Genomic DNA, 18,019 nt, shown 5'->3' with positions numbered 1-18,019 from the left:
TCGAAGCCGGTTCATGATGTTGTTTTTAATTTTAACAATTCCGAATCGTTTATGACAGTGCCATTTGTAGGGGATTGGGCACCGCCCTTATTCCCGGGACACCGGTCTTACCGGGGCTATTTCCCCGGCCGGCTCCGTTCCCTTTTCAGGCCGCTTGTTGACAAATCGCCGGATCATCCGTAAATTAGACTTACACTTCAGCACGGCAAATAACGACAATCTGTCAGCAGACGCAGTAGCTTCGGCTTCCCGCAGCAAAAAGAGATCGGATGGTTGGTGCAAATCCGAGCGGACCCCAAGTGAATTACATCTGCATGCTTGAGACAGATGATTAGAGTGGGCAAGCTTTTCTTGTCAATTAGGGTGGTACCGCGAAGCCTCTTCGTCCCTATTTGGAGAAGGGCTTTTTTTGTGCGTTTTTTTAAAAAGGGGGAGAGAACCATGTTGCAGTCGGCAAAGTTAAGGTTACCGGTTTGGGAAGCAGTTTTGGTGTTGCTGGTGATTTTCGCATCCATCAGCGTCGGGATCATCGCGCTTGGCATGGTCCCGCATCTTCCCATCATTTTTGCGATCATTTTCCTGATGCTGTACGGAAAGATCAAGGGCCTTCCCGTTAATGAACTCGAAAAGGGATTGATTCAGGGGGCATCGTCGGGCCTGGGTGCCGTCTACATCTTTTTCTTTATCGGCATGCTGATCAGCAGCTGGATGGCGAGCGGGACGATTCCGAGCCTCATGTATTACGGCTTTCACTTGTTCTCGGATTTGCCGCTGTATTTCTCTGTTTTCGTCGTGACGTCGATTGTGGGAATCGGGATCGGCAGCGCGTTCACGACCGCAGCGACGATCGGCGTGGCGTTTATCGGCATGGCGACCGCGCTGGATGCCTCTTTGGCGGTGACGGCGGGCGCCATTGTTTCCGGAGCTTTTCTGGGAGATAAAATGTCCCCGCTTTCGGAAACGACCAACCTCGCTTCCGAAACCGTCGGCGTCCCCCTGTTTGAACATATCAAGAACATGATGTGGACCACTGTTCCGGCGTTTATCATCACGGCCATCGTGTTTGTGGTGCTTTCGCCGGAAAGAGGACAAAACACGAAAGACATCGAAACGTTTCTGCAGGCACTTAAAGAGTACAGCCATATTGGCTGGGCTGCGTTCATCCCGTTTGTCATTGTCGCCGTTCTTGCGATGATGAAAGTGTCGGGGATTCCGACTTTGTCTGCCGGGATTGTCAGCAGTGTGGTGATCGCCTTTATCCAGGACCGGTCCATCACGTTTCCGGGAATGGCCGACATTCTGTTTTCCGGATTTGTCATGGACAGCGATGTGGAGGAATTGAATGCCGTGCTTTCCGGCGGCGGTATCGAAAGCATGATGTTCTCCATCTCGCTGGTGTTGCTGGCGCTCGGCATGGGCGGGCTGCTGTTTTTGCTGGGGATCATCCCGACGATTTTGCAGGCAGTCGAAGCGCTGCTGACAAGCGCGGTGCGCCTCGTTTCCGCAACAGCCCTCACGGCAATCGGCCTGAATTTCTTTGTCGGCGAGCAGTACTTGTCCATCCTCATCACAGGTAAAGCGTTTGAAGGGCAATACACCAAGCTTGGTTACAACAAAAAGACGTTATCCCGGGCGCTCGAGGACACCGGCACGGTGATCAACCCGCTTGTCCCGTGGGGAGTCGCCGGTGTGTTCATCGCCGGCGTGCTGGGTGTCCCGACCTTGGACTACGTGCCATTCGCCCTGTTTTGCCTGCTCAGCCCCGTCCTGACGATCCTGAGCGGCGTGACCCAGATCGGGTTGTCCAAACAGCCGAGTTGATCTAGGGGAGAGCTTGAGCAGCAATATGGCGGCGAGGCATCCGGTCAAGCAGGAATGGATGGAACATTCTTGCGTTGAATGAATAAGGATGGCAGAGGACCGACTTCGTTTATTATACTTATGATATGACTACTATAATAATTGAAAAGAAGGTGCCCCGCAGCGGGCACCTTCTTTTTGAAATCTGTCCATAGTTGACCATCAAGGCGGCATGCGCTCCCCTATAGGGCAATCAGCATCTTCATTCTCGAATTCAGAGACAACGTTTATACAAAAATGCTACTTTATTCCTTTATATAGAATAGTATTCCCTACTCTTTGCCTAGTAAGTTTTTGATCGGCAAATGGTATAATTATAGGACAGCGGTGCGGCATGCAAGGGTGATCTGCCCACTCCCAGCCGAAAGGGGGTGAGGCTTGTGTCTATTCATGAGGCACTTATGTTTGCTGTCGCATTTGCGGCGCTTGTCGCTACTATTATGGAATCAGCACAGAAAAAATGACCCCCCCGTTTGAGAATAGCCGCTCGATGGTGAGGTCATTTTTTGCTTGATCCATATTTCGGGCAGAGTTCCCCTGCACCGCATCCGCTGGGCCATCCGGTTGCCCCCGGGTGGCTTTTTGGCGGGTTCGACTCTTATCGACATTATTATACCACCGATGGCGTGGTTCTCAAACGGATTCGCGGCTGGTTGAGTGTTAAGAAAGCCCCTTCATCCCGGGTCACCCGGCAGCGAACTGTCTGAGCAATCCCCCTTTAGGTTATATGATGATCGTTACCCTATGATTCATGGCATTTTATTCATCACCAGATGACGGGGTAGGTGCATTCAGATAATTCCGCTTAAGCAGCGGTACACCACATACTTCCCTGCCGAGGGAACGGCAAAAACGCAATTGGATGACATCGAAAAGACATTGGGCATCCGGCTTCCGGAAACGTTCCGGGACATTTGTGTGTTCTACAGCAGCGGCTTTCTCGGCGGCATCAGCCACTTTGCCATCCCGGGCGATTGCGAACCCTACATCAAAGGGGAAACACTGCGGCTGAGGGGAAGTATCGGTCTCCCCTCCCGTTTCATCGTGCTGGCCGAGCCGCTGGAAAGCCTGATTGTCCTGGACACTGCCGAAACGCAATGCGGCGAATTGGGCCGACTGAGCGCTCGCTTCCCGGCGGATGCGAGGGAGAGGTATGGGGCGTTTTTTGAAGAGTTGCTGGCGGAGGAGGAAAAGGAGCGGAGGCAACGAGATATGGCGAGTGCTTTATCGCCGGTATTGAGTGCTTCCAAATCGGGAGTGAGTGCTTCCAAAATGACGCTGAGTGCCTCCAAATCTTCAAAAGGAGGGCTTCCGCCGGAGCGGAAGCCGAGTAGTGGTAGGTCGGCGCGCCAAGTTTGGCGCTTTTTTCATTCCCTTGGTTTCACCGCTCTGATCAGCCGGAACACCTGCTCCGCTGCGGTCTCCATATTCCGGCGGGCGATTTCCGGGCGGATCGCTTCTTCAAGGGAAATCGGCTCTTGGAGAATCGAGAAATAGGCGGTCAATCCTTTGTCGTTCAGCCGAGCCGCATCTTTTGTGACACTGCCGGCAAGTGCAATGACCGGAACGCCGTGTTTGTTCGCCAGTGCCGCGACTCCCATCGCCGCCTTGCCCATGGAAGACTGGGCGTCCATTCGGCCTTCTCCTGTGATGACATAGTCGGCTTGCCTGACCTTTTCCTCCAGCCCGATCGCGTCCAGGACCAGTTCAATCCCGCTCCGGAGTCCGGCGTTCAGAAACCCGACAAAGGCGGCACCGAGACCGCCGGCAGCTCCTGCTCCGGGAATGGCCTGGACGTCTTTTCCGAGCCCCGCCTTCACCACTTCCGCGAAGTTGCGTAGCCCCCCGTCCAATTTCGTCACCATCTCTGGTGTTGCGCCTTTTTGCGGACCGTAAATATGAGCGGCCCCCTGCTCACCGTATAGCGGATTGTTTACGTCGCAGGCGACCTGGATGTCGAAATGCTTAATGGCAGGGGGCAGGCCGGAGACGTCTACAGAACGGATGGCGCCGAGCGCCGCCCCGCCCCGCGGCACTTCTTCCCCAGTCTCATCCAGAAAGCGGCAGCTAAGCGCCAGCAGCATACCGACCCCCGCATCGTTCGTTGCGCTGCCGCCGAGGCCGACAATGAGCGAATCAGCGCCGTGCGATACGGCATCCAGAATCAGTTCGCCGACACCGTAACTGGTGGTTGTAAGCGGATTGCGCTTAGATTCAGGGACGAGCGGCAGGCCGCATGCTTCGGCGATTTCGATGACGGCGGTTGTTCCGTCGCCCAAGATTCCATATTCGGCGTCGACCGGATTGCCGAGCGGGCCGGTCACTTGGGTGCGGATGGATTGGCCGCCCGTTGCCCGGACGAGCGCGTCCACGGTGCCTTCCCCGCCGTCCGCGAGCGGGACGACCTCGATTTCGGCGTCCGGACTGGCCGCTCGGATGCCGGCTGCAGCCGCCTCGCCCGCCTCGACCGAAGTGAGACTGCCCTTGAATGAATCGATGGCGATGAGGATATTCACCGGAATCACCTTCCTTTTAAAGAGGGACTGCCCGGCGGCAGTCCCTCTACTGTTTGTTCTCTTATTCTGCTTAGGGTATGGGAAACCCTTTCGATGCACTCGCAGGCGATTTGCGTGCACTCGGATGGGGATTCGAAGCACTCGTGTTATGTTTGGAAGCACTCACTTGAACGCGGACAAATTGTAAAAAGGCATGCGCCGTCTTAGCGCATGCCTTTTTCGGTAGTTCCGACTTTTCAAGCCACCGATTCCTTTAATGCCTGTTTTAATAGTGTAATGTCATCGGTTATTTTTGACTGCATTTCTTTGTCACGGCATCGGATCCGGTCGCTGTAAAGCCGCAAGAGTTCATAGGAAAACATCATTACTTCTGGGGTCCGTTCCTTTTTTTCCATGGTCCCTCCCTCCTTCAAAAAAAAGATTTATAGATTAATTACCCGAATTTGTAAAACAAAATCCTACATTTAACAATAATTAATTCCGAAAACACTAAAGTGAATCGCGTTTCACTTTCCTTAGCTCCATTCCCTCCAAATGTTTTCTTGCATCGAAGTGATGAACCGATCTCAGTCCGCGGTCCAGTTCATGCTGCATCAAGTACCGATTGCCTGTGGAAAGACACCGGAGGCCGGCAAACTTGCAGAATTCTCGGTTTGTGATCCATGGCTTGAAGACTAGGAAATAATCGCGGAGCGCACGCGTGACGGGGTTCCCTTCAACCTGCGCTTTGCATAGGGGGCATAGGAATTTTCTCTCCCCCTTCCTTTCCAGGGAAGCAAAACAGTTCTCGCAAATGGTTCCCTCTTTCAACGGGCCGTGCTTAATCCCCATTTCTTCGAATGATCTCATGTCTGGCCCCAACTCTTCCGCGACCAGACGGTTCACGACTTCATTCAGGGAACTAAAGCTCGGGTCCGGCGGAGGTGACCGGTTGACCGATTTTATCAGCATAGACTTGAGTTCTTTCACCGAGACGATCGGAGCGTTTTCCGGAAGGCCGGTCCATGTGTTGCGGGTGGCGAATGCGACCACACCGCGGATCGGCAGGAACAAGCCCCTCTCCTCCAGCCACTCCCCCAGCCCGGTCTTCTGATTTTCCAGCTGGAGAATCGGGCAGTCCATCGTCAGAACAGCACCGGATTCATCGGTGCGCTCCATTCTACTCGGATTCGTAAGCAACTGGAGCGACCCGCGGATCATTTTCGCTTCGATGATCCATATCCCCCGCTCTGTAATCAGCAGCGTATCAAATTGCGCGACATACTCCTCCCTGATCTGTAGCCGAATATTCCTTAGGAGCATCGATTTGCCCGGCAGCCTGAGTCCGCGCAGGTAATTAACCACAGTTGTCTCTCCCTTGTAGCCCGCCTCCGCCCGGCTGATCAGTTCCGCTACGTATCCCCGCTCCGGGTCATGGGCATACATCCGCACGTGCAGCCGCTTGAGCCGGAGAAGTTCCACCGGATACTTTCGTGGCCCCATGGTCAACACCCCCTATCCAAGAAAATACCACTCTTGGAATGTGCTTGATACACAACTCGGCAAAATTAGAAAAGGAAGCAAAAAGTGATGCCAATTTTGAAATTCGCAGGGGGATGTAGGGGTGAATTTTGATTTTGCTGATTTAAGGTGGACACAATTGGGCGGATTCGTCACTGAGTTGAGTGTGGCCGCGGGAAATTTCGTTGCACTGGAAAAGCGGTTCGAAGGGCCCGCCATGAGTTTGGACGCGCTCGTTGCAAATTTCGAAGCACTCACCTCCAGGGGGGAGACCTTGGCCACTCGCCTGATCATTCGAAGCACTCGCCCATGGTTTCGAAGCACTCGCGATGAATTTGGACGCACTCGGCGTCAATTTTGAAGCACTCATCTCCAGGGGCACCCTGGACTACTCGTTCGATTTTCGAAGCACTCACCCATGGTTCTGAAGCACTCGCGATAAGTTTGGACGCACTCGCTGCAAATTTCGAAGCACTCACCTCCAGAGGGAGAAACCTTGGCCACTTGCCTGATCTTCGAAGCACTCGCGCGGGATTTGGAAGCATTCGCGATGAATTTGGACGCACTTGGCGTCAATTTCGAAGCACTCATCTCCAGGGGCACCCTGGACCACCCATCCGATCATCCGAAGCACCCGCGCGGGATTTGGAAGCACTCTCGATGAATTTGGAAGCGCTCGCTGCAAATTTCGAAGCACTCACCTCCAGGAGAAACCTGGACCGCTCGTCCGATTTTCGAAGCACTCGCCCATGGTTTGGAAGCACTCACGATAAATTTGGACGCACTCTCCACCGATGTCGAAGCACTCGCCCGCAGTTTGAAAGCACTCACTCGCGCCCAGCCCCGATGCCCTCCCTCACCCCACCAAAAAAGAGCCGCAATCAACGGCTCTTCCCATCAAGTATTCACCTTCCCACCACTGCCCCCTGTACCGTTGCCAGCGCCTGTTCCAAATCTTCGATGATGTCTTCCACATCTTCCAGTCCGACCGATAACCGGATGAGGCCTTGGGAGAGGCCGAATTCATGCAACTGGTCTTCCGGGATGGAGGAGTGGGTCATCGAGGCGGGGTGCTGGACGAGGGTTTCGGGGTCGCCGAGGCTAAAGGAGATCATGGCGATGTCCAGTGCGCTGATGAAGTTTTTCCCGGTACAAACGTCACCTTTCAACTCGAAGGCAATGATGCCGCCTGTGTTGTTCATTTGTTTTTTTGCCAGGCCGTGCTGCGGGTGGGACGGGAGGCCCGGGTAGTAGACGCGTTTGACCATCGGGTGCTGTTCTAGGTATTCCGCGACGGCCTGGGCGTTTCGGCAGTGCTGTTCCATGCGGATGCCGAGGGTTTTGATGCCGCGGAGAATCAGGAAGGCTTCCCAGGCGTTCAGGTTCTGGCCGAGGTCTCCCATGATGTTGTTTTTCATGAATTCGATGTCCGCTTTGGTGCCGCAGATGATGCCGGCGATGACGTCGCCGTGGCCGTTCAGGTACTTGGTCGCGCTGTGGACGACAATGTCCGCCCCGAGTTCGATCGGCTTTTGAAGATAAGGGGTCATGAAGGTGTTGTCTACGATCGTTTTCAGCCCGTGCCGCTTGGCGACCGCGGCCACTTCCCGGATGTCGATCAGTGTCAGGGTCGGGTTGGACGGTGTCTCGATGTAAAGGACCCGCGTGTTCGGCCGGATGGCCTGTTCGATTGTCCCGGCATCCGTGCAGTCGACAAAGTCGTATTCAATCCCATAGCGTGTTGCGATGTTGGAGAGGAATTTGTGTGTGCCGCCGTACACGTCCTTGGTGACGACGACGTGGTCGCCGCTCCGGAGGTTCGCCATGAGGGCAATGGAGATGGCCGCCATGCCGCTGCTGACGCCGAGTGCGTCTTCCGCCCGTTCAAGCCGGGCGACTTTTTTCTCGAGTGTCCGGGTGGTCGGGTTTCCGTAACGCCCGTAATACGTGGCGTCTTTCAGGCCCGAAACGACTTCGACCGCGGATTCCGCGTCGTCGAAACAGTAGGCGACCGCCGGAATGATGGACTGGGACACCGCTCCGGACTGTTCGTCCGGGCACTGTTCGGCATGGATCGCTTCGGTATTAAAGCGTTTCTTCATTGTCATCGTCACTGCCTCCTTCTGGCTTACCAGACTTCTTGTTTGTTCCGCTCATATTGCTCGACGGCTTCAAGGGCGGTTTTCAGGCTGTTTTCAATGTGCTGCTTCATCGCCGTCCCCGCGCCTTCCGCATCGCGTTCGGCCATGCAGCGGACAATTTGGTCATGCTCTTCCCCTTCCGCAATCGCCCTCTCCAGCCTGTGGTTCGGAACCAGACGGCGGTAGCGGCGGATCCGGTCATTGATCAGTGAAAGAAAATCGGTGACCGTCTCGTTCCGGCTCAGCCGGTAGATGGCTGTGTGGAACCGGGAGCCGTATTCCAGGATGTCGTCCAGGTTGCCCGACTCCAGAGCGGCCCGGATCTTGTCCGCGAGACCGGCAAGTTCCGCCAGATCTTCTTCCGTGGCGTGTGCTGTCGCCTCAAAAACGGCTATTTCCTCCAGCTTGCAGCGTACGGTAAAGAGTTCTTTGACTTCCTTGGCGGAAATATCAGCAATCCTGAGGCGGCCGTTTTCCAGCCGCTCAACCAGCTTCTCGTGTTCCAGACGCTGCAGGGCCGCCCGAAGAGGCGTACGGCTGATTTCCAGCCTTGCCGAAATCTCTTCCTCCACCACCGGCTGCGCCGGGACCAGTTTCCCGTCGATGATCCGTTTTTTGATTTCGCAATAGGCGAATTCCTGGGCAGTGTTTCGCATGGGGCACCTTCTTCTCGCCGGATTTGTATACATTCTTTGTATACAAATCGTACAGAAAACAGAATTGCCCGTCAACACTTTTTTGATCTTAGGTTTCGGGACACGGAGTTTACGGGAATAGGACCGAATAGGGACCAATCGACAGGACGGGGGGTTGAAATGGAATGGGTGACGTTTAGTCAGCTGGCTCATGGAAAATGGGAACAACAGGCTTCGGGCAAAATCCGGTATTCTCCGAAATATGTAGAAATCCACACGGACGACCAGCCGCTGATCGAGCATTTCAAAACGCTGCGCGCAGAAAAAGAGATGGTTTCAAACCTTGTTGTAATGAACAACCCCACTCTTCTGATCGGCGGGAAATTCGATGTAGACATGGCGGACGGTCAGCAGATCCTGCTTAAGCCTGCCGGAAGAGGCAAGCATTCGGATTTTTTCCAATGAACCAAGATAAAACGCCTGATCTCCCATTGGGAAATCAGGCGTTTCTTCATTAATTATTGACCCGAATCTGACAAGGCCAGTTTGATATGCTCCAAATGATGCTCCTCGTGCCATGATAGCTTTGCGAGCTTTGTTGCAACCGGGATTTCACCGTTTTCCTCATGGATAAATGACCGCTTCAGCTGATCTTCGGTGATGCTCCGGCCAAGTGCGACAATGCGCTCATTGATCCCTTCCAGCATTTTGACGGAAGGTTCCACCGGAAGCCCGGTATCCGGCAGAACCGCCCACTTGTCCTGGTCGAATCCGGGAACGGTCGGGCTGTTGTCTGTCAGCGCGAGCCGCAGCCGCTGGTACATGTTCAGCTGGGAGTCGGCGATGTGGTGGACGAGCTGGCGGACGTTCCAGCTGCCTTCCCGGTATTGCCGGCCCAGCTCTTTTTCGCTCAAGGAATCGACCGTCTCCCTCAGCCGGGGCGTGTACGTTTTGATCTGGTTGAGCCAGCCCTGCACGTCGTTTAATGTGACCTGATCAGGCACCTTCAATTGGCCGATCGGGAATCTTTTATTCATGCGAACACCCCTTTTCGGAATAGTTTGTGATTATCACTCAATATATCGGACCGGAATCGCCGTTGCAAATGAAAAAGCATGCACCTTCACAGCGCATGCCCGTCAGTCGATTTTCCTGATTCTCTTTTTGATGTCCAGCACCGCTCCATCATTGTCCGACAGACGGGTTTTCTCTGCGATCCTCGGGTCGATTCGGCAAGTGCGGGCGGGCCCCTCTTCCTTCAGGCGGTCCAGATGTGACTTCATCTGCTGCTGCGCCCGCAGGGAAGCTGCTTCCATGAACGCTTTGTTGATCCGGCGATTTCTCATTGTGAATCTCCTTCCTCTAACAGATGTTGTGAAAGGGTGATAACGTGGAGGGCGCGGTCGATGTTGCTGATCAGAATGTTGTGCAGCACAGAAAACAGGAAGTCGTCACTCGTCCGGAATGCATAGGCGTAGCTCGTAAGGATGGTGAAGTATTCCTGCTCTTCGAACACATGCCGGTGGACGAACGTGTTCTTTTTCGGCCAGATGTCCGCCTCGCGGTTGACGAAAACCGATTCTGCCGAGTGGCGCGCTTTGTTCACGAGGAGTTTGATCGGCTTGGAGAGCGATCCCGTCTCCGCGCCGGTGATGATTTCATAGTCAAAGCTGTGTCCATAATGCTTCCGGTATTGATCGGCCGTCTGCTCCAGGTAGCCGGAAAGAAGAGATTCATAGACCTCGCCGATCGGGCGCATCCGGTCCGCGGGCTGAAAGCTTTCCTCGAGCAGCACTTCGAACACAAAGTCATACACCTCGTGCCCCGAAAAGAATTTCATCAGTTTCGCGGGGTGGATCGAATCTTCCACTTCCCCTTTCAGCACTTCGATCTTCTTTTCCGGGCTTTCCGCTTCCAGCTCGAAATTCATGACCTTCAGTCGCTGCAGGTTTTTCATGCCAAGCCGGACGACGACAAAAAACAGCACCCACAGCAAAATCAGGCACACGCTGACCGAGATTTTCTGGAGCTCAGGCGAATCCCCGATCGCGACCAGCGCCAGCTTGAACAAACTGAGCTTCTCCAGCTCCGCTTCGGTAAACTCCCGGACGCCCCCGAACGCCAGCACATTGCGGAAGATGACCCCCAGCAAAAACAGCAGCCCGGCAAAGTACAGCACCAGCGGCAAGTACCGCGTCAAAAAGGGCCGCAGCCGGGCCGACCAGAAGGCAGTCCACATCGCTTCCCCTCCCTTTGAGCCAGTATATGCAGCACCGCTCCCGTTCTTCTCCGCTGGCGTCCGTTAATCAAAAGTTAGCGGAAACGGCAAAAGGAGCCGGGGCGGCTCCTTTGGGTTACGCGTGATAATGGTCATCCCAGGCATGCGTCTCCGGCTGGCCATGCAGAGCCCAATACGTCTGTACGAGTTGCATCTCATACTGGATGTGCTTCTTGTAGAAATAAATATGTTTTTCCGGGTCGCTGTGTTCATAAAACTTCGCCAACGTCCCGTACAAACTCGTCATTTGAAGAAGCTGCGCCAATCTCGGATCCACACGATCTCTCCTTTTTGAGGAATCACATGCATCGTATGCACAGTTGGGAATGTGGGCTGGGCGTGTGAATAAAAGCGGACCGGCACCTGTAAGAACGGACTGTTGATTAACGGTGTATGTATACATCGGCTTTCTCCTGCATATCCTGTATCCATCACAGGGCCGCGGCACCGCCCTGTCCTGCGCGGATGGGCACTCTTGACGGAGAGTGGAAAACAAACACGCGCCGCTCCGGCCGGGGTGAGCGCCCGGTAGTGCCGCAATTACATAAGAAATCAGCCCCCTGCCGGATGGTTCCGGGGGCTGATTGCTGATCTTCTATGAAGATCGTTAATAGAATCTCAACACTTATTAATAGTCTATTCATCTCTGCTTCACATTCAATTCTTATACTGGAGACGACAAACGGACAAGGAGTGGTTGGATGAAGCGGATGGTAACGATTTTGGCAGGGGCCGGCATTGCGATGAGTTCATTTGCAGGAACTGCAGGGGCGGCTGAGCCCGTCGAGCTGAACAGCGTCATTTCCAAGCAGGAACAGCAGAAAATGATCAATGTGGCACACCGGGGGGCGTCCGGACATGCGCCGGAAAACACGATGGCGGCGTTCCACAAAGGCTTTGAGATGAAAGCGGACTATATCGAGATCGATGTCCAGATGACAAAAGACGGCGAGCTCGTCGCTATCCATGACACGACCGTCGACCGTACGACAGACGGCACTGGCGCAGTGGGCAGCCTGACTTTCGATGAAATCCGCCAGCTGGATGCGGGCAGCTGGTTCGGCCCGGAGTTTGCCGGTGAAAAGGTCCCGACATTCGAAGAAATCCTTGATGCATTCCGCGGCAAGGTCGGCATCCTGATCGAGCTGAAGGCGCCGGAACTGTATCCGGGAATTGAAGAGAAAGTCGCGGAAGCGCTGATCGAGCGCAACCTGCACAATCCGAACAACGAAAAAATCATCATCCAGTCATTCAACCATCAGTCGATGCAGACGTCCAAAGAGCTCCTGCCGAACGTCCCTCACGGCGTGCTCGCCGGGGCAAGCTGGGCAAATGTGACGGACGAGCAGTTGGCGGAGTTCGCCACATACGCCGACTACTTTAACCCGAACATGAACATCGTCACGCACGAAATGGTGGCTGACGTCCATGATGCCGACATGAAGATCTACCCGTACACTTCCCGCTCACAGGAGCAGGCCCTCCGCCTGTTCGACCTCGGCGTGGACGGCATCATCACCGACTACACGGAGCATGTGTACAAGCACCCGGTGAAAAATCACTGACGTGCGGATGGGAACAGGGCTGCCACCGAGGCGGCCCTGTTTTTATGATGCCTTCCGATTTCGCCATTCGCTGCACCAGTTTCGTCATTCACGGGCTCAGTTTCATCATTCCGTCCTCCGGTTTCGTCATTCACGGGCTCAGTTTCGTCATTCGCCCTCTTATCAGGGGCGAATGACGAAACTTTCCTCGCCAATGACGAGACTTTTCCGTCCAATGACGAGATTGAACGGATGAATGACGAAACCAACGCGGAGTTTTACTCCAAAATGAAGCGGGGCTGCCCACCAGGCAGCCCCGCTTCCACTTAACATTACCCTTCATAAAGCCTAATCTTAGCACGAATCAAAGCTCTCATTGGCCCAGAGCTCCCATTATCACTGCGCCAATGCTACACGGAACAATCACTTAAACTGTCAAAGCCTCGTTCTCATATTCTTTGAGTTCCAAAGTGTATTTGTCTAATAGCTCTACCACCGGCTCATAGCCGATGCCCGGCTGATCAGGAACAATAATTACTCCGTCCGTTACCACAACTTCAGGATTAATGATGTCTTCCGCCCAATACCTTGACGACGCTGCTGTATCTCCAGGCAAAGTAAAATTGGAAAGTGTCGTAATCGCAATGTTGTGCGCGCGACCAATTCCCGACTCCAGCATTCCTCCGCACCAGACCGGAATGTTCTGTTCAGCACAATAATCATGGATCTTCTTTGCTTCTGTCAGGCCGCCAACCCGCCCAATTTTAATATTAATGATTTTACAGCTACCCAATTTAATTGCCTTTTTTGCATCTTCCAGAGAGTGGATGCTTTCATCCAGGCAGACCGGTGTCTTGATTTGTGCTTGTAGTGTAGCGTGATCAATAATATCGTCGTGTGCCAGCGGCTGCTCGATCATGGTGAGGTTCAAAGCGTCCAGTTCTTTAAGGAGCTCAACATCATCCAGTGTATAGGCGGAGTTTCCATCAGCCATCATGGCGATATTCGGGTACTTTTTCCGGACTTCGCTTAACATTTCGATGTCGGTTCCAGGCTTGATTTTGATTTTCATTCGTTTGTATCCTTCTGAGCGATACTTCTCGACTGTTTCAATAAGTTTCTCTGGAGATTCCTGAATACCTATGCTGATGCCAACCTCAATCTGTTTTTTGGTACCGCCAAGGGCTTCAGCAAGAGAGATGTTGTTTTCTTTTGCATACAGATCCCAAACTGCACCTTCAATTGCAGACTTCGCCATATTGTTCCTTCGAAACGGCTTGAAGATTTCACTGACTTCATCCGGGTGATTGATCTCTCCCTTGCTGTATAGCGCCGGAATCAAGAAGTCTTCCGCAATATGCCATGCCGTCTTAACGGTTTCCTCACTATAGAGCGGGCGGGAATTGACCACGCATTCCCCATAGCCTACATGATCTTTGCTATAGGCTTCTACAATAAAAAATTCTCGTTCTTTCTGTGTACCAAAACTTGTCTGGAAAGGTTCCTTCAGTTCCAGTTGCATACGTCTCAATACGATTTTTTCAATTTTCATCCGGCTCATCCCCTTTAATTATATAGATGGCAAGCAACCTGATGACCGTCAGATTGCTGCAGCATCTCTGGCTTAATGGTCTTGCATTGGTCCATGACAAACGGACACCTCGTGTGGAATACACACCCCGTAGGAGGATCAATCGGTGACGGAACGTCTCCCTTGATGATGATTCGTTCTCTCCTCTGTTTCCTGTCCGGGATGGGTATTGCCGATAACAAGGCTTTTGTATACGGATGTAATGGATTTGCAAACAAATCATCTGTCGGCGCCTTCTCAACCATGTGTCCAAGGTACATGACACCGATTTCATCGGCGGTATGCCGGACAACGCTGAGGTCATGGGAGATAAACAGATAAGCCAGTTTGAATTCGTCCTGTATCTCTTCCAGAAGGTTCAGCACCTGGGACTGGATTGACACATCCAGGGCCGAGACAGGTTCATCCAAAACGATGATGGAGGGGTCTACCGCCAGAGCTCTGGCAATGCCGATCCGTTGGCGTTGACCCCCCGAAAATTCATGCGGGAACCGAAAGTACTGGTCTTCGCGGATGCCGGTCCGTTTAAGGAGATCCATGGCCCGCTCCATTCGTTCGGCTTTTGTTCCGATTTTATGAATTTCCATTGGTTCCTCAATCAATTCACCGATTCTCTTCTTAGGGTTAAGAGAAGAATGTGGATCTTGAAAAACCATCTGCATGTCTTTGCGGAACCCTTTGAATTCACTCTGATTCAGCTGAAGAAGTTCTTTCCCCCTATAATTCACGGAGCCCTCTGTCGGCTCAATCAATCTGAGAATGGATCGGCCGGTTGTGCTTTTTCCGCATCCGGACTCTCCAACGAGACCCAGTGTCCCCTTCTCGTACAAATCAAAATTCACACTTTCAACTGCTTTTACATGTCCTTTTAAACGTCCGAATGGAGAAGTAATCGGAAAATACTTCTTAAGGTTCCTTACCTGCAGCAAGGGGGCGCACGAGTCTTTTTGCTCTGGTTTATCTCCATCAAGTTGCTGTTGTAATAACATCAGTCACGCCCTCCCGTTTCATAATTTCTTCGTGATGCCAGCACCTGATCTTCTGCCCGTTCTCAAGGGCTTCAAGTAATGGTGATTCGCTGATGCATTGGTCTGTCGCATACGGACACCTTGGTGCAAACCGGCAGCCTTTCGGGATATTATCAAGTGCAGGAACAACCCCCTGAATCGTGTGCAGTTTTTGCGATCGATCTCCCGTTATTGTCGGAATGGATTTTAGCAGTCCCCTTGTATACGGATGCCGTGGGCTGTCGAACAGCGTATCGACATCGGACTCTTCGATCACCTGTCCAAGGTACATCACGGCTACACGGGTGCAAACTTCAGCAACGACCCCCAAATCGTGGGTAATCATCATCACTCCCATGTTCAGTTCCTCTTTGAGGTCATTGATCACTTCCAATATCTGAGCCTGTATCGTTACATCCAGGGCTGTCGTCGGCTCGTCGGCGATGAGCAGGCTAGGCTTGCAGGAAAGCGCCATTGCAATCATGACACGCTGACGCATACCGCCGGATATTTCGTGAGGGTATTCGTGTACTCTTTTTTCCGGAGAAGGGATGCCCGTCAGACGAAGCATTTCCACTGCCTTCTCCATTGCTTCTCTTTTTCCGAGATTTTGGTGGACAATAATAGACTCCGCTATCTGATCACCAATCGTAAAGACGGGATTTAGTGACGTCATGGCATCCTGGAAAATCATCGATATTTCATTTCCTCGGATGTCTAGCATTTTTTTCTCAGGCAGTGACAGCAAGTTCCGGCCTTTGAAATTTATCTCTCCATCGTATCTCGTCGATTTTTCGTTCAATAATCGCATGATTGATTCAGCTGTCACACTCTTTCCGCATCCGGACTCCCCGACGACTCCTAAGGTTTCACCATGATCCACCCTGAACGTCACCCCATCCACGGCTGTGATTGTTCCCTTTTCAGAAGAAAAGCGGGTCCTCAACTCCTTCACTTCCAGCAATGGGCAATCCTCCATCACTCATCCCCCCTGTCTTGAATGGTTTGAACGCTTATGTTCCTTACTCCTTCAATGCTTTATTAGAATGAGGATCCAACAGATCACGAAGCCCGTCGCCGAAGAGATTCAGTGCCAATACAGCCATCACAATAAAGGCACCCGGGAATACAGTCATCCACCATGCGTTATAGATTACGATTTTGCCGTCATACAGGATATTTCCCCAGCTTGGATCTGGAGCCGGAACACCTGCTCCAAGGAAACTGAGTGCCGCCTCAAGAATAATTGCAATGGCAAAGACGTACGTTACCTGCACAATCAAAGGCGACACCGTATTGGGAAGGATATGCCTCCAAATGATCCTCCAGGAACTTGCCCCTTGCGCCCTCATCGCTTCAATATAAGTCTGTTCCTTGATGACTAAAGCCGACGAACGGACAATCCTTGCGACCACCGGAATTTTTGCGAGTGTCACTGCAATCACTACATTGACTGGCTGTGGCCCCAAAACAGCCATGATGGCGATTGCCAGCAGAATATCCGGGAATGCCATCAGTGCGTCACTGACGCGCATCAGAATATGGTCAAGCGTCGAGTAATACGCAGCATAGAGGCCGATCACCATACCGATCACTGCTGTCAAAACGGCTACGGAGAGACCCACCCCCATAGAGACTTGTGCTCCATGTGCCACCCGGCTGAATAAGTCTCTTCCAAAGTTATCTGTTCCAAACCAATGCTCGGAAGAAGGCTTTGCCAAACGATTGGCAGGGTCAATCTGCAGAGGGGTAAACTGGCTGATCAGTGGCCCGATAAATGCAAACAGTGTCAGAAAAATCAGCATGATGGAACCGGCCAAAACAGTTTTATTTGAAAAGAAGCGTTTAACAGCCAACTGGCGCCGTTCCTTTTTTATGTCTTTTTCAAGTGCAGCAAGTCGATTTTGTTGGATAGGCTTTGCTACTTCCAATGCCAACCCCTCCTATCTATTTACGGTTTAGTCGGACCCGCGGATCGACAAGGCCATAGAGCAGGTCAATGATCAGGTTCAAGAAAAGATAAGTGACCGCGATCAACAGAATCGTTCCTTGGATGACCGCATAGTCTCTTCTGGTAATCGCGTTGATCACCAGTTGACCAATTCCCGGCAGGTTGAACACGGTTTCAGTCACAACCGCTCCGGTAATCAATGCACCAAATGTTTCTCCCAAAATGGTCAGAATCGGAATCAACGCATTTCTAAAGGCATGCTTGTAGATCACCACTTTTTGTTTGAGCCCTTTTGCTTTGGCTGTTTTGATAAAATTCATGCTCAAAATGTCGATCATAGAAGACCGGGTCATCCTGGCAATGACTGCCGCCTGTATCGTACCGAGTGAGATTGCCGGCAGAATCAGATACTTTAAATGCTCCCACAGTCCTTCACCCAGTGACGAGTATCCTGCAACTGGCAACCAATTCAGCTGAACGCCGAATACTAGCATCAGCAATAATGCAAGCAGGAAACTGGGGATGGACATTCCGAGCATGGCGATAATCATAAAGGTCCGGTCGACGCCAGTGCCCCGTTTTCTTGCCGCCAGAACACCAATCGGGATTGCCAGAAAAATGGACACCCCTTGAGCAAGCAATGCAAGTGATAACGTGGGGCCCAAATGACCGATGAAGGCATCAAGAACAGGCTGGTTCATATAAAGTGAGTTACCGAGATCTCCTTGTAGAGCATGAAGAGACCATTCGAAAAACTGTTGATAAATCGGAAGGTTCAACCCCAGTTCTTCTTTAAGGCTCTCCACTTCTTCAGGTGTGGCCTCAGGACCTAACATCACTGCAGCTGGGTCACCGGGTATCATATGAATCAGGAAAAATACAAAGATCGCGACGATGAGGAGAACCGGAATCATCGATAGCAGACGTTTGAGTATATATGCCTTCAAAGTTACTCCCCTCTTCTGAGTTGGAATCAAGTAAAATCATCATTCCCCT

The 18,019-nt window shown here is 52.4% G+C and carries 18 protein-coding genes; 4 read left to right on the top strand and 14 right to left on the bottom strand.

Annotated features, from left to right (window positions below; all coding sequences use genetic code 11):
• The first annotated feature begins 441 nt into the window (after positions 1-441).
• A complete protein-coding gene (nhaC, locus tag BLT01_RS02825; protein WP_092094368.1) occupies positions 442-1,821 on the top strand; it encodes a Na+/H+ antiporter NhaC in 1,380 nt (459 codons plus the stop codon).
• Between the two features lie 1,406 nt (positions 1,822-3,227).
• Here the strand turns inward: nhaC and BLT01_RS02815 are convergent.
• The 3 genes from BLT01_RS02815 to BLT01_RS02810 form a co-directional block, all read right to left on the bottom strand.
• Positions 3,228-4,376, bottom strand: a complete 1,149-nt coding sequence (locus tag BLT01_RS02815) for a glycerate kinase family protein (RefSeq protein ID WP_092094364.1) — start codon at positions 4,374-4,376, stop codon at positions 3,228-3,230.
• A gap of 236 nt (positions 4,377-4,612) precedes the next feature.
• Positions 4,613-4,771, bottom strand: a complete 159-nt coding sequence (locus tag BLT01_RS15155; RefSeq protein WP_176765007.1) for a hypothetical protein — start codon at positions 4,769-4,771, stop codon at positions 4,613-4,615.
• Between the two features lie 94 nt (positions 4,772-4,865).
• The gene (locus BLT01_RS02810) at positions 4,866-5,858 is read right to left on the bottom strand and encodes a nuclease-related domain-containing protein (RefSeq protein WP_092094362.1); all 993 of its coding nucleotides are present in this window, start codon (positions 5,856-5,858) and stop codon (positions 4,866-4,868) included.
• A 514-nt stretch (positions 5,859-6,372) separates the two neighbouring features.
• On the opposite strand from BLT01_RS02810, the gene BLT01_RS15150 reads away from it, so the two are divergent.
• Positions 6,373-6,540, top strand: coding sequence for a hypothetical protein (locus BLT01_RS15150; RefSeq protein WP_176765006.1), 168 nt, complete (start codon positions 6,373-6,375; stop codon positions 6,538-6,540).
• A gap of 241 nt (positions 6,541-6,781) precedes the next feature.
• Here the strand turns inward: BLT01_RS15150 and BLT01_RS02800 are convergent, their stop codons facing one another.
• Both BLT01_RS02800 and BLT01_RS02795 read right to left on the bottom strand, forming a co-directional pair.
• Positions 6,782-7,984 (bottom strand): trans-sulfuration enzyme family protein, encoded by a 1,203-nt coding sequence (locus tag BLT01_RS02800; RefSeq protein ID WP_092094358.1) that lies wholly within the window; start codon positions 7,982-7,984, stop codon positions 6,782-6,784.
• 20 nt (positions 7,985-8,004) lie between these two features.
• Entirely contained in the window at positions 8,005-8,673 is a 669-nt protein-coding gene (locus tag BLT01_RS02795) for a GntR family transcriptional regulator (protein WP_176765005.1), read from the bottom strand.
• A 159-nt stretch (positions 8,674-8,832) separates the two neighbouring features.
• Between BLT01_RS02795 and BLT01_RS15145 the strand changes: the two genes are divergently transcribed.
• Complete coding sequence (locus tag BLT01_RS15145) at positions 8,833-9,117, top strand: hypothetical protein (RefSeq protein WP_176765004.1); 285 nt, start codon at positions 8,833-8,835, stop codon at positions 9,115-9,117.
• 53 nt (positions 9,118-9,170) lie between these two features.
• Here BLT01_RS15145 and BLT01_RS02790 read toward each other — a convergent pair whose 3' ends face one another.
• The 4 genes from BLT01_RS02790 to BLT01_RS02775 all read right to left on the bottom strand — a co-directional run bounded on the left by BLT01_RS02790 (position 9,171) and on the right by BLT01_RS02775 (position 11,207).
• Positions 9,171-9,689, bottom strand: coding sequence for a YfiT family bacillithiol transferase (locus BLT01_RS02790; RefSeq protein WP_092094354.1), 519 nt, complete (start codon positions 9,687-9,689; stop codon positions 9,171-9,173).
• A 102-nt stretch (positions 9,690-9,791) separates the two neighbouring features.
• Positions 9,792-9,998 (bottom strand): hypothetical protein, encoded by a 207-nt coding sequence (locus BLT01_RS02785; protein ID WP_092094352.1) that lies wholly within the window; start codon positions 9,996-9,998, stop codon positions 9,792-9,794.
• Positions 9,995-10,891 (bottom strand): hypothetical protein, encoded by an 897-nt coding sequence (locus tag BLT01_RS02780; protein WP_092094350.1) that lies wholly within the window; start codon positions 10,889-10,891, stop codon positions 9,995-9,997. The genes BLT01_RS02785 and BLT01_RS02780 overlap by 4 nt, the downstream gene beginning before the upstream one ends.
• 115 nt (positions 10,892-11,006) lie before the next feature.
• The gene (locus BLT01_RS02775) at positions 11,007-11,207 is read right to left on the bottom strand and encodes a hypothetical protein (RefSeq protein WP_092094348.1); all 201 of its coding nucleotides are present in this window, start codon (positions 11,205-11,207) and stop codon (positions 11,007-11,009) included.
• 424 nt (positions 11,208-11,631) lie between these two features.
• Between BLT01_RS02775 and BLT01_RS02770 the strand changes: the two genes are divergently transcribed.
• Positions 11,632-12,495: a glycerophosphodiester phosphodiesterase gene (locus BLT01_RS02770; protein WP_092094346.1), complete on the top strand. Its 864-nt coding sequence runs from the start codon at positions 11,632-11,634 to the stop codon at positions 12,493-12,495.
• Between the two features lie 406 nt (positions 12,496-12,901).
• On the opposite strand, the gene menC is transcribed toward BLT01_RS02770, so the two are convergent.
• The 5 genes from menC to BLT01_RS02745 are packed head-to-tail and all read right to left on the bottom strand — an operon-like array spanning position 12,902 to position 17,970.
• Complete coding sequence (menC, locus tag BLT01_RS02765) at positions 12,902-14,026, bottom strand: o-succinylbenzoate synthase (RefSeq protein WP_092094344.1); 1,125 nt, start codon at positions 14,024-14,026, stop codon at positions 12,902-12,904.
• 14 nt (positions 14,027-14,040) lie between these two features.
• The gene (locus tag BLT01_RS02760; protein ID WP_092094342.1) at positions 14,041-15,054 is read right to left on the bottom strand and encodes an ABC transporter ATP-binding protein; all 1,014 of its coding nucleotides are present in this window, start codon (positions 15,052-15,054) and stop codon (positions 14,041-14,043) included.
• A complete protein-coding gene (locus BLT01_RS02755) occupies positions 15,032-16,051 on the bottom strand; it encodes an ABC transporter ATP-binding protein (protein WP_092094340.1) in 1,020 nt (339 codons plus the stop codon). The genes BLT01_RS02760 and BLT01_RS02755 overlap by 23 nt, the downstream gene beginning before the upstream one ends.
• Before the next feature lie 43 nt (positions 16,052-16,094).
• Positions 16,095-17,003, bottom strand: a complete 909-nt coding sequence (locus BLT01_RS02750) for an ABC transporter permease (RefSeq protein WP_092094338.1) — start codon at positions 17,001-17,003, stop codon at positions 16,095-16,097.
• Positions 17,004-17,019: 16 nt separating this feature from the next.
• Positions 17,020-17,970, bottom strand: coding sequence for an ABC transporter permease (locus tag BLT01_RS02745; protein ID WP_092094336.1), 951 nt, complete (start codon positions 17,968-17,970; stop codon positions 17,020-17,022).
• Between the last annotated feature and the right edge of the window lie 49 nt (positions 17,971-18,019).

It is taken from the genome of Bhargavaea beijingensis (genome assembly GCF_900101985.1).
Lineage (GTDB): Bacteria > Bacillota > Bacilli > Bacillales_A > Planococcaceae > Bhargavaea > Bhargavaea beijingensis.
Note: the sequence above shows the minus strand (reverse complement) of the source record. Positions and strands in the feature narration are given on the sequence as shown.

Excerpts from the sequence above, each read along its gene's own strand:
- BLT01_RS02770 (WP_092094346.1), top strand. The coding sequence starts at position 11,632 with ATGAAGCGGATGGTAACGATTTTGGCAGGGGCCGGCATTGCGATGAGT.
- BLT01_RS02785 (WP_092094352.1), bottom strand. The coding sequence starts at position 9,998 with ATGAGAAATCGCCGGATCAACAAAGCGTTCATGGAAGCAGCTTCCCTG.
- BLT01_RS15145 (WP_176765004.1), top strand. The coding sequence starts at position 8,833 with ATGGAATGGGTGACGTTTAGTCAGCTGGCTCATGGAAAATGGGAACAA.
- BLT01_RS02810 (WP_092094362.1), bottom strand. The coding sequence starts at position 5,858 with ATGGGGCCACGAAAGTATCCGGTGGAACTTCTCCGGCTCAAGCGGCTG.
- BLT01_RS02790 (WP_092094354.1), bottom strand. The coding sequence starts at position 9,689 with ATGAATAAAAGATTCCCGATCGGCCAATTGAAGGTGCCTGATCAGGTC.
- menC (WP_092094344.1), bottom strand. The coding sequence starts at position 14,026 with ATGAAAATTGAAAAAATCGTATTGAGACGTATGCAACTGGAACTGAAG.
- BLT01_RS02760 (WP_092094342.1), bottom strand. The coding sequence starts at position 15,054 with ATGTTATTACAACAGCAACTTGATGGAGATAAACCAGAGCAAAAAGAC.
- BLT01_RS02780 (WP_092094350.1), bottom strand. The coding sequence starts at position 10,891 with ATGTGGACTGCCTTCTGGTCGGCCCGGCTGCGGCCCTTTTTGACGCGG.
- BLT01_RS02800 (WP_092094358.1), bottom strand. The coding sequence starts at position 7,984 with ATGACAATGAAGAAACGCTTTAATACCGAAGCGATCCATGCCGAACAG.
- BLT01_RS02795 (WP_176765005.1), bottom strand. The coding sequence starts at position 8,673 with ATGCGAAACACTGCCCAGGAATTCGCCTATTGCGAAATCAAAAAACGG.
- BLT01_RS15155 (WP_176765007.1), bottom strand. The coding sequence starts at position 4,771 with ATGGAAAAAAAGGAACGGACCCCAGAAGTAATGATGTTTTCCTATGAA.
- nhaC (WP_092094368.1), top strand. The coding sequence starts at position 442 with ATGTTGCAGTCGGCAAAGTTAAGGTTACCGGTTTGGGAAGCAGTTTTG.
- BLT01_RS02755 (WP_092094340.1), bottom strand. The coding sequence starts at position 16,051 with ATGGAGGATTGCCCATTGCTGGAAGTGAAGGAGTTGAGGACCCGCTTT.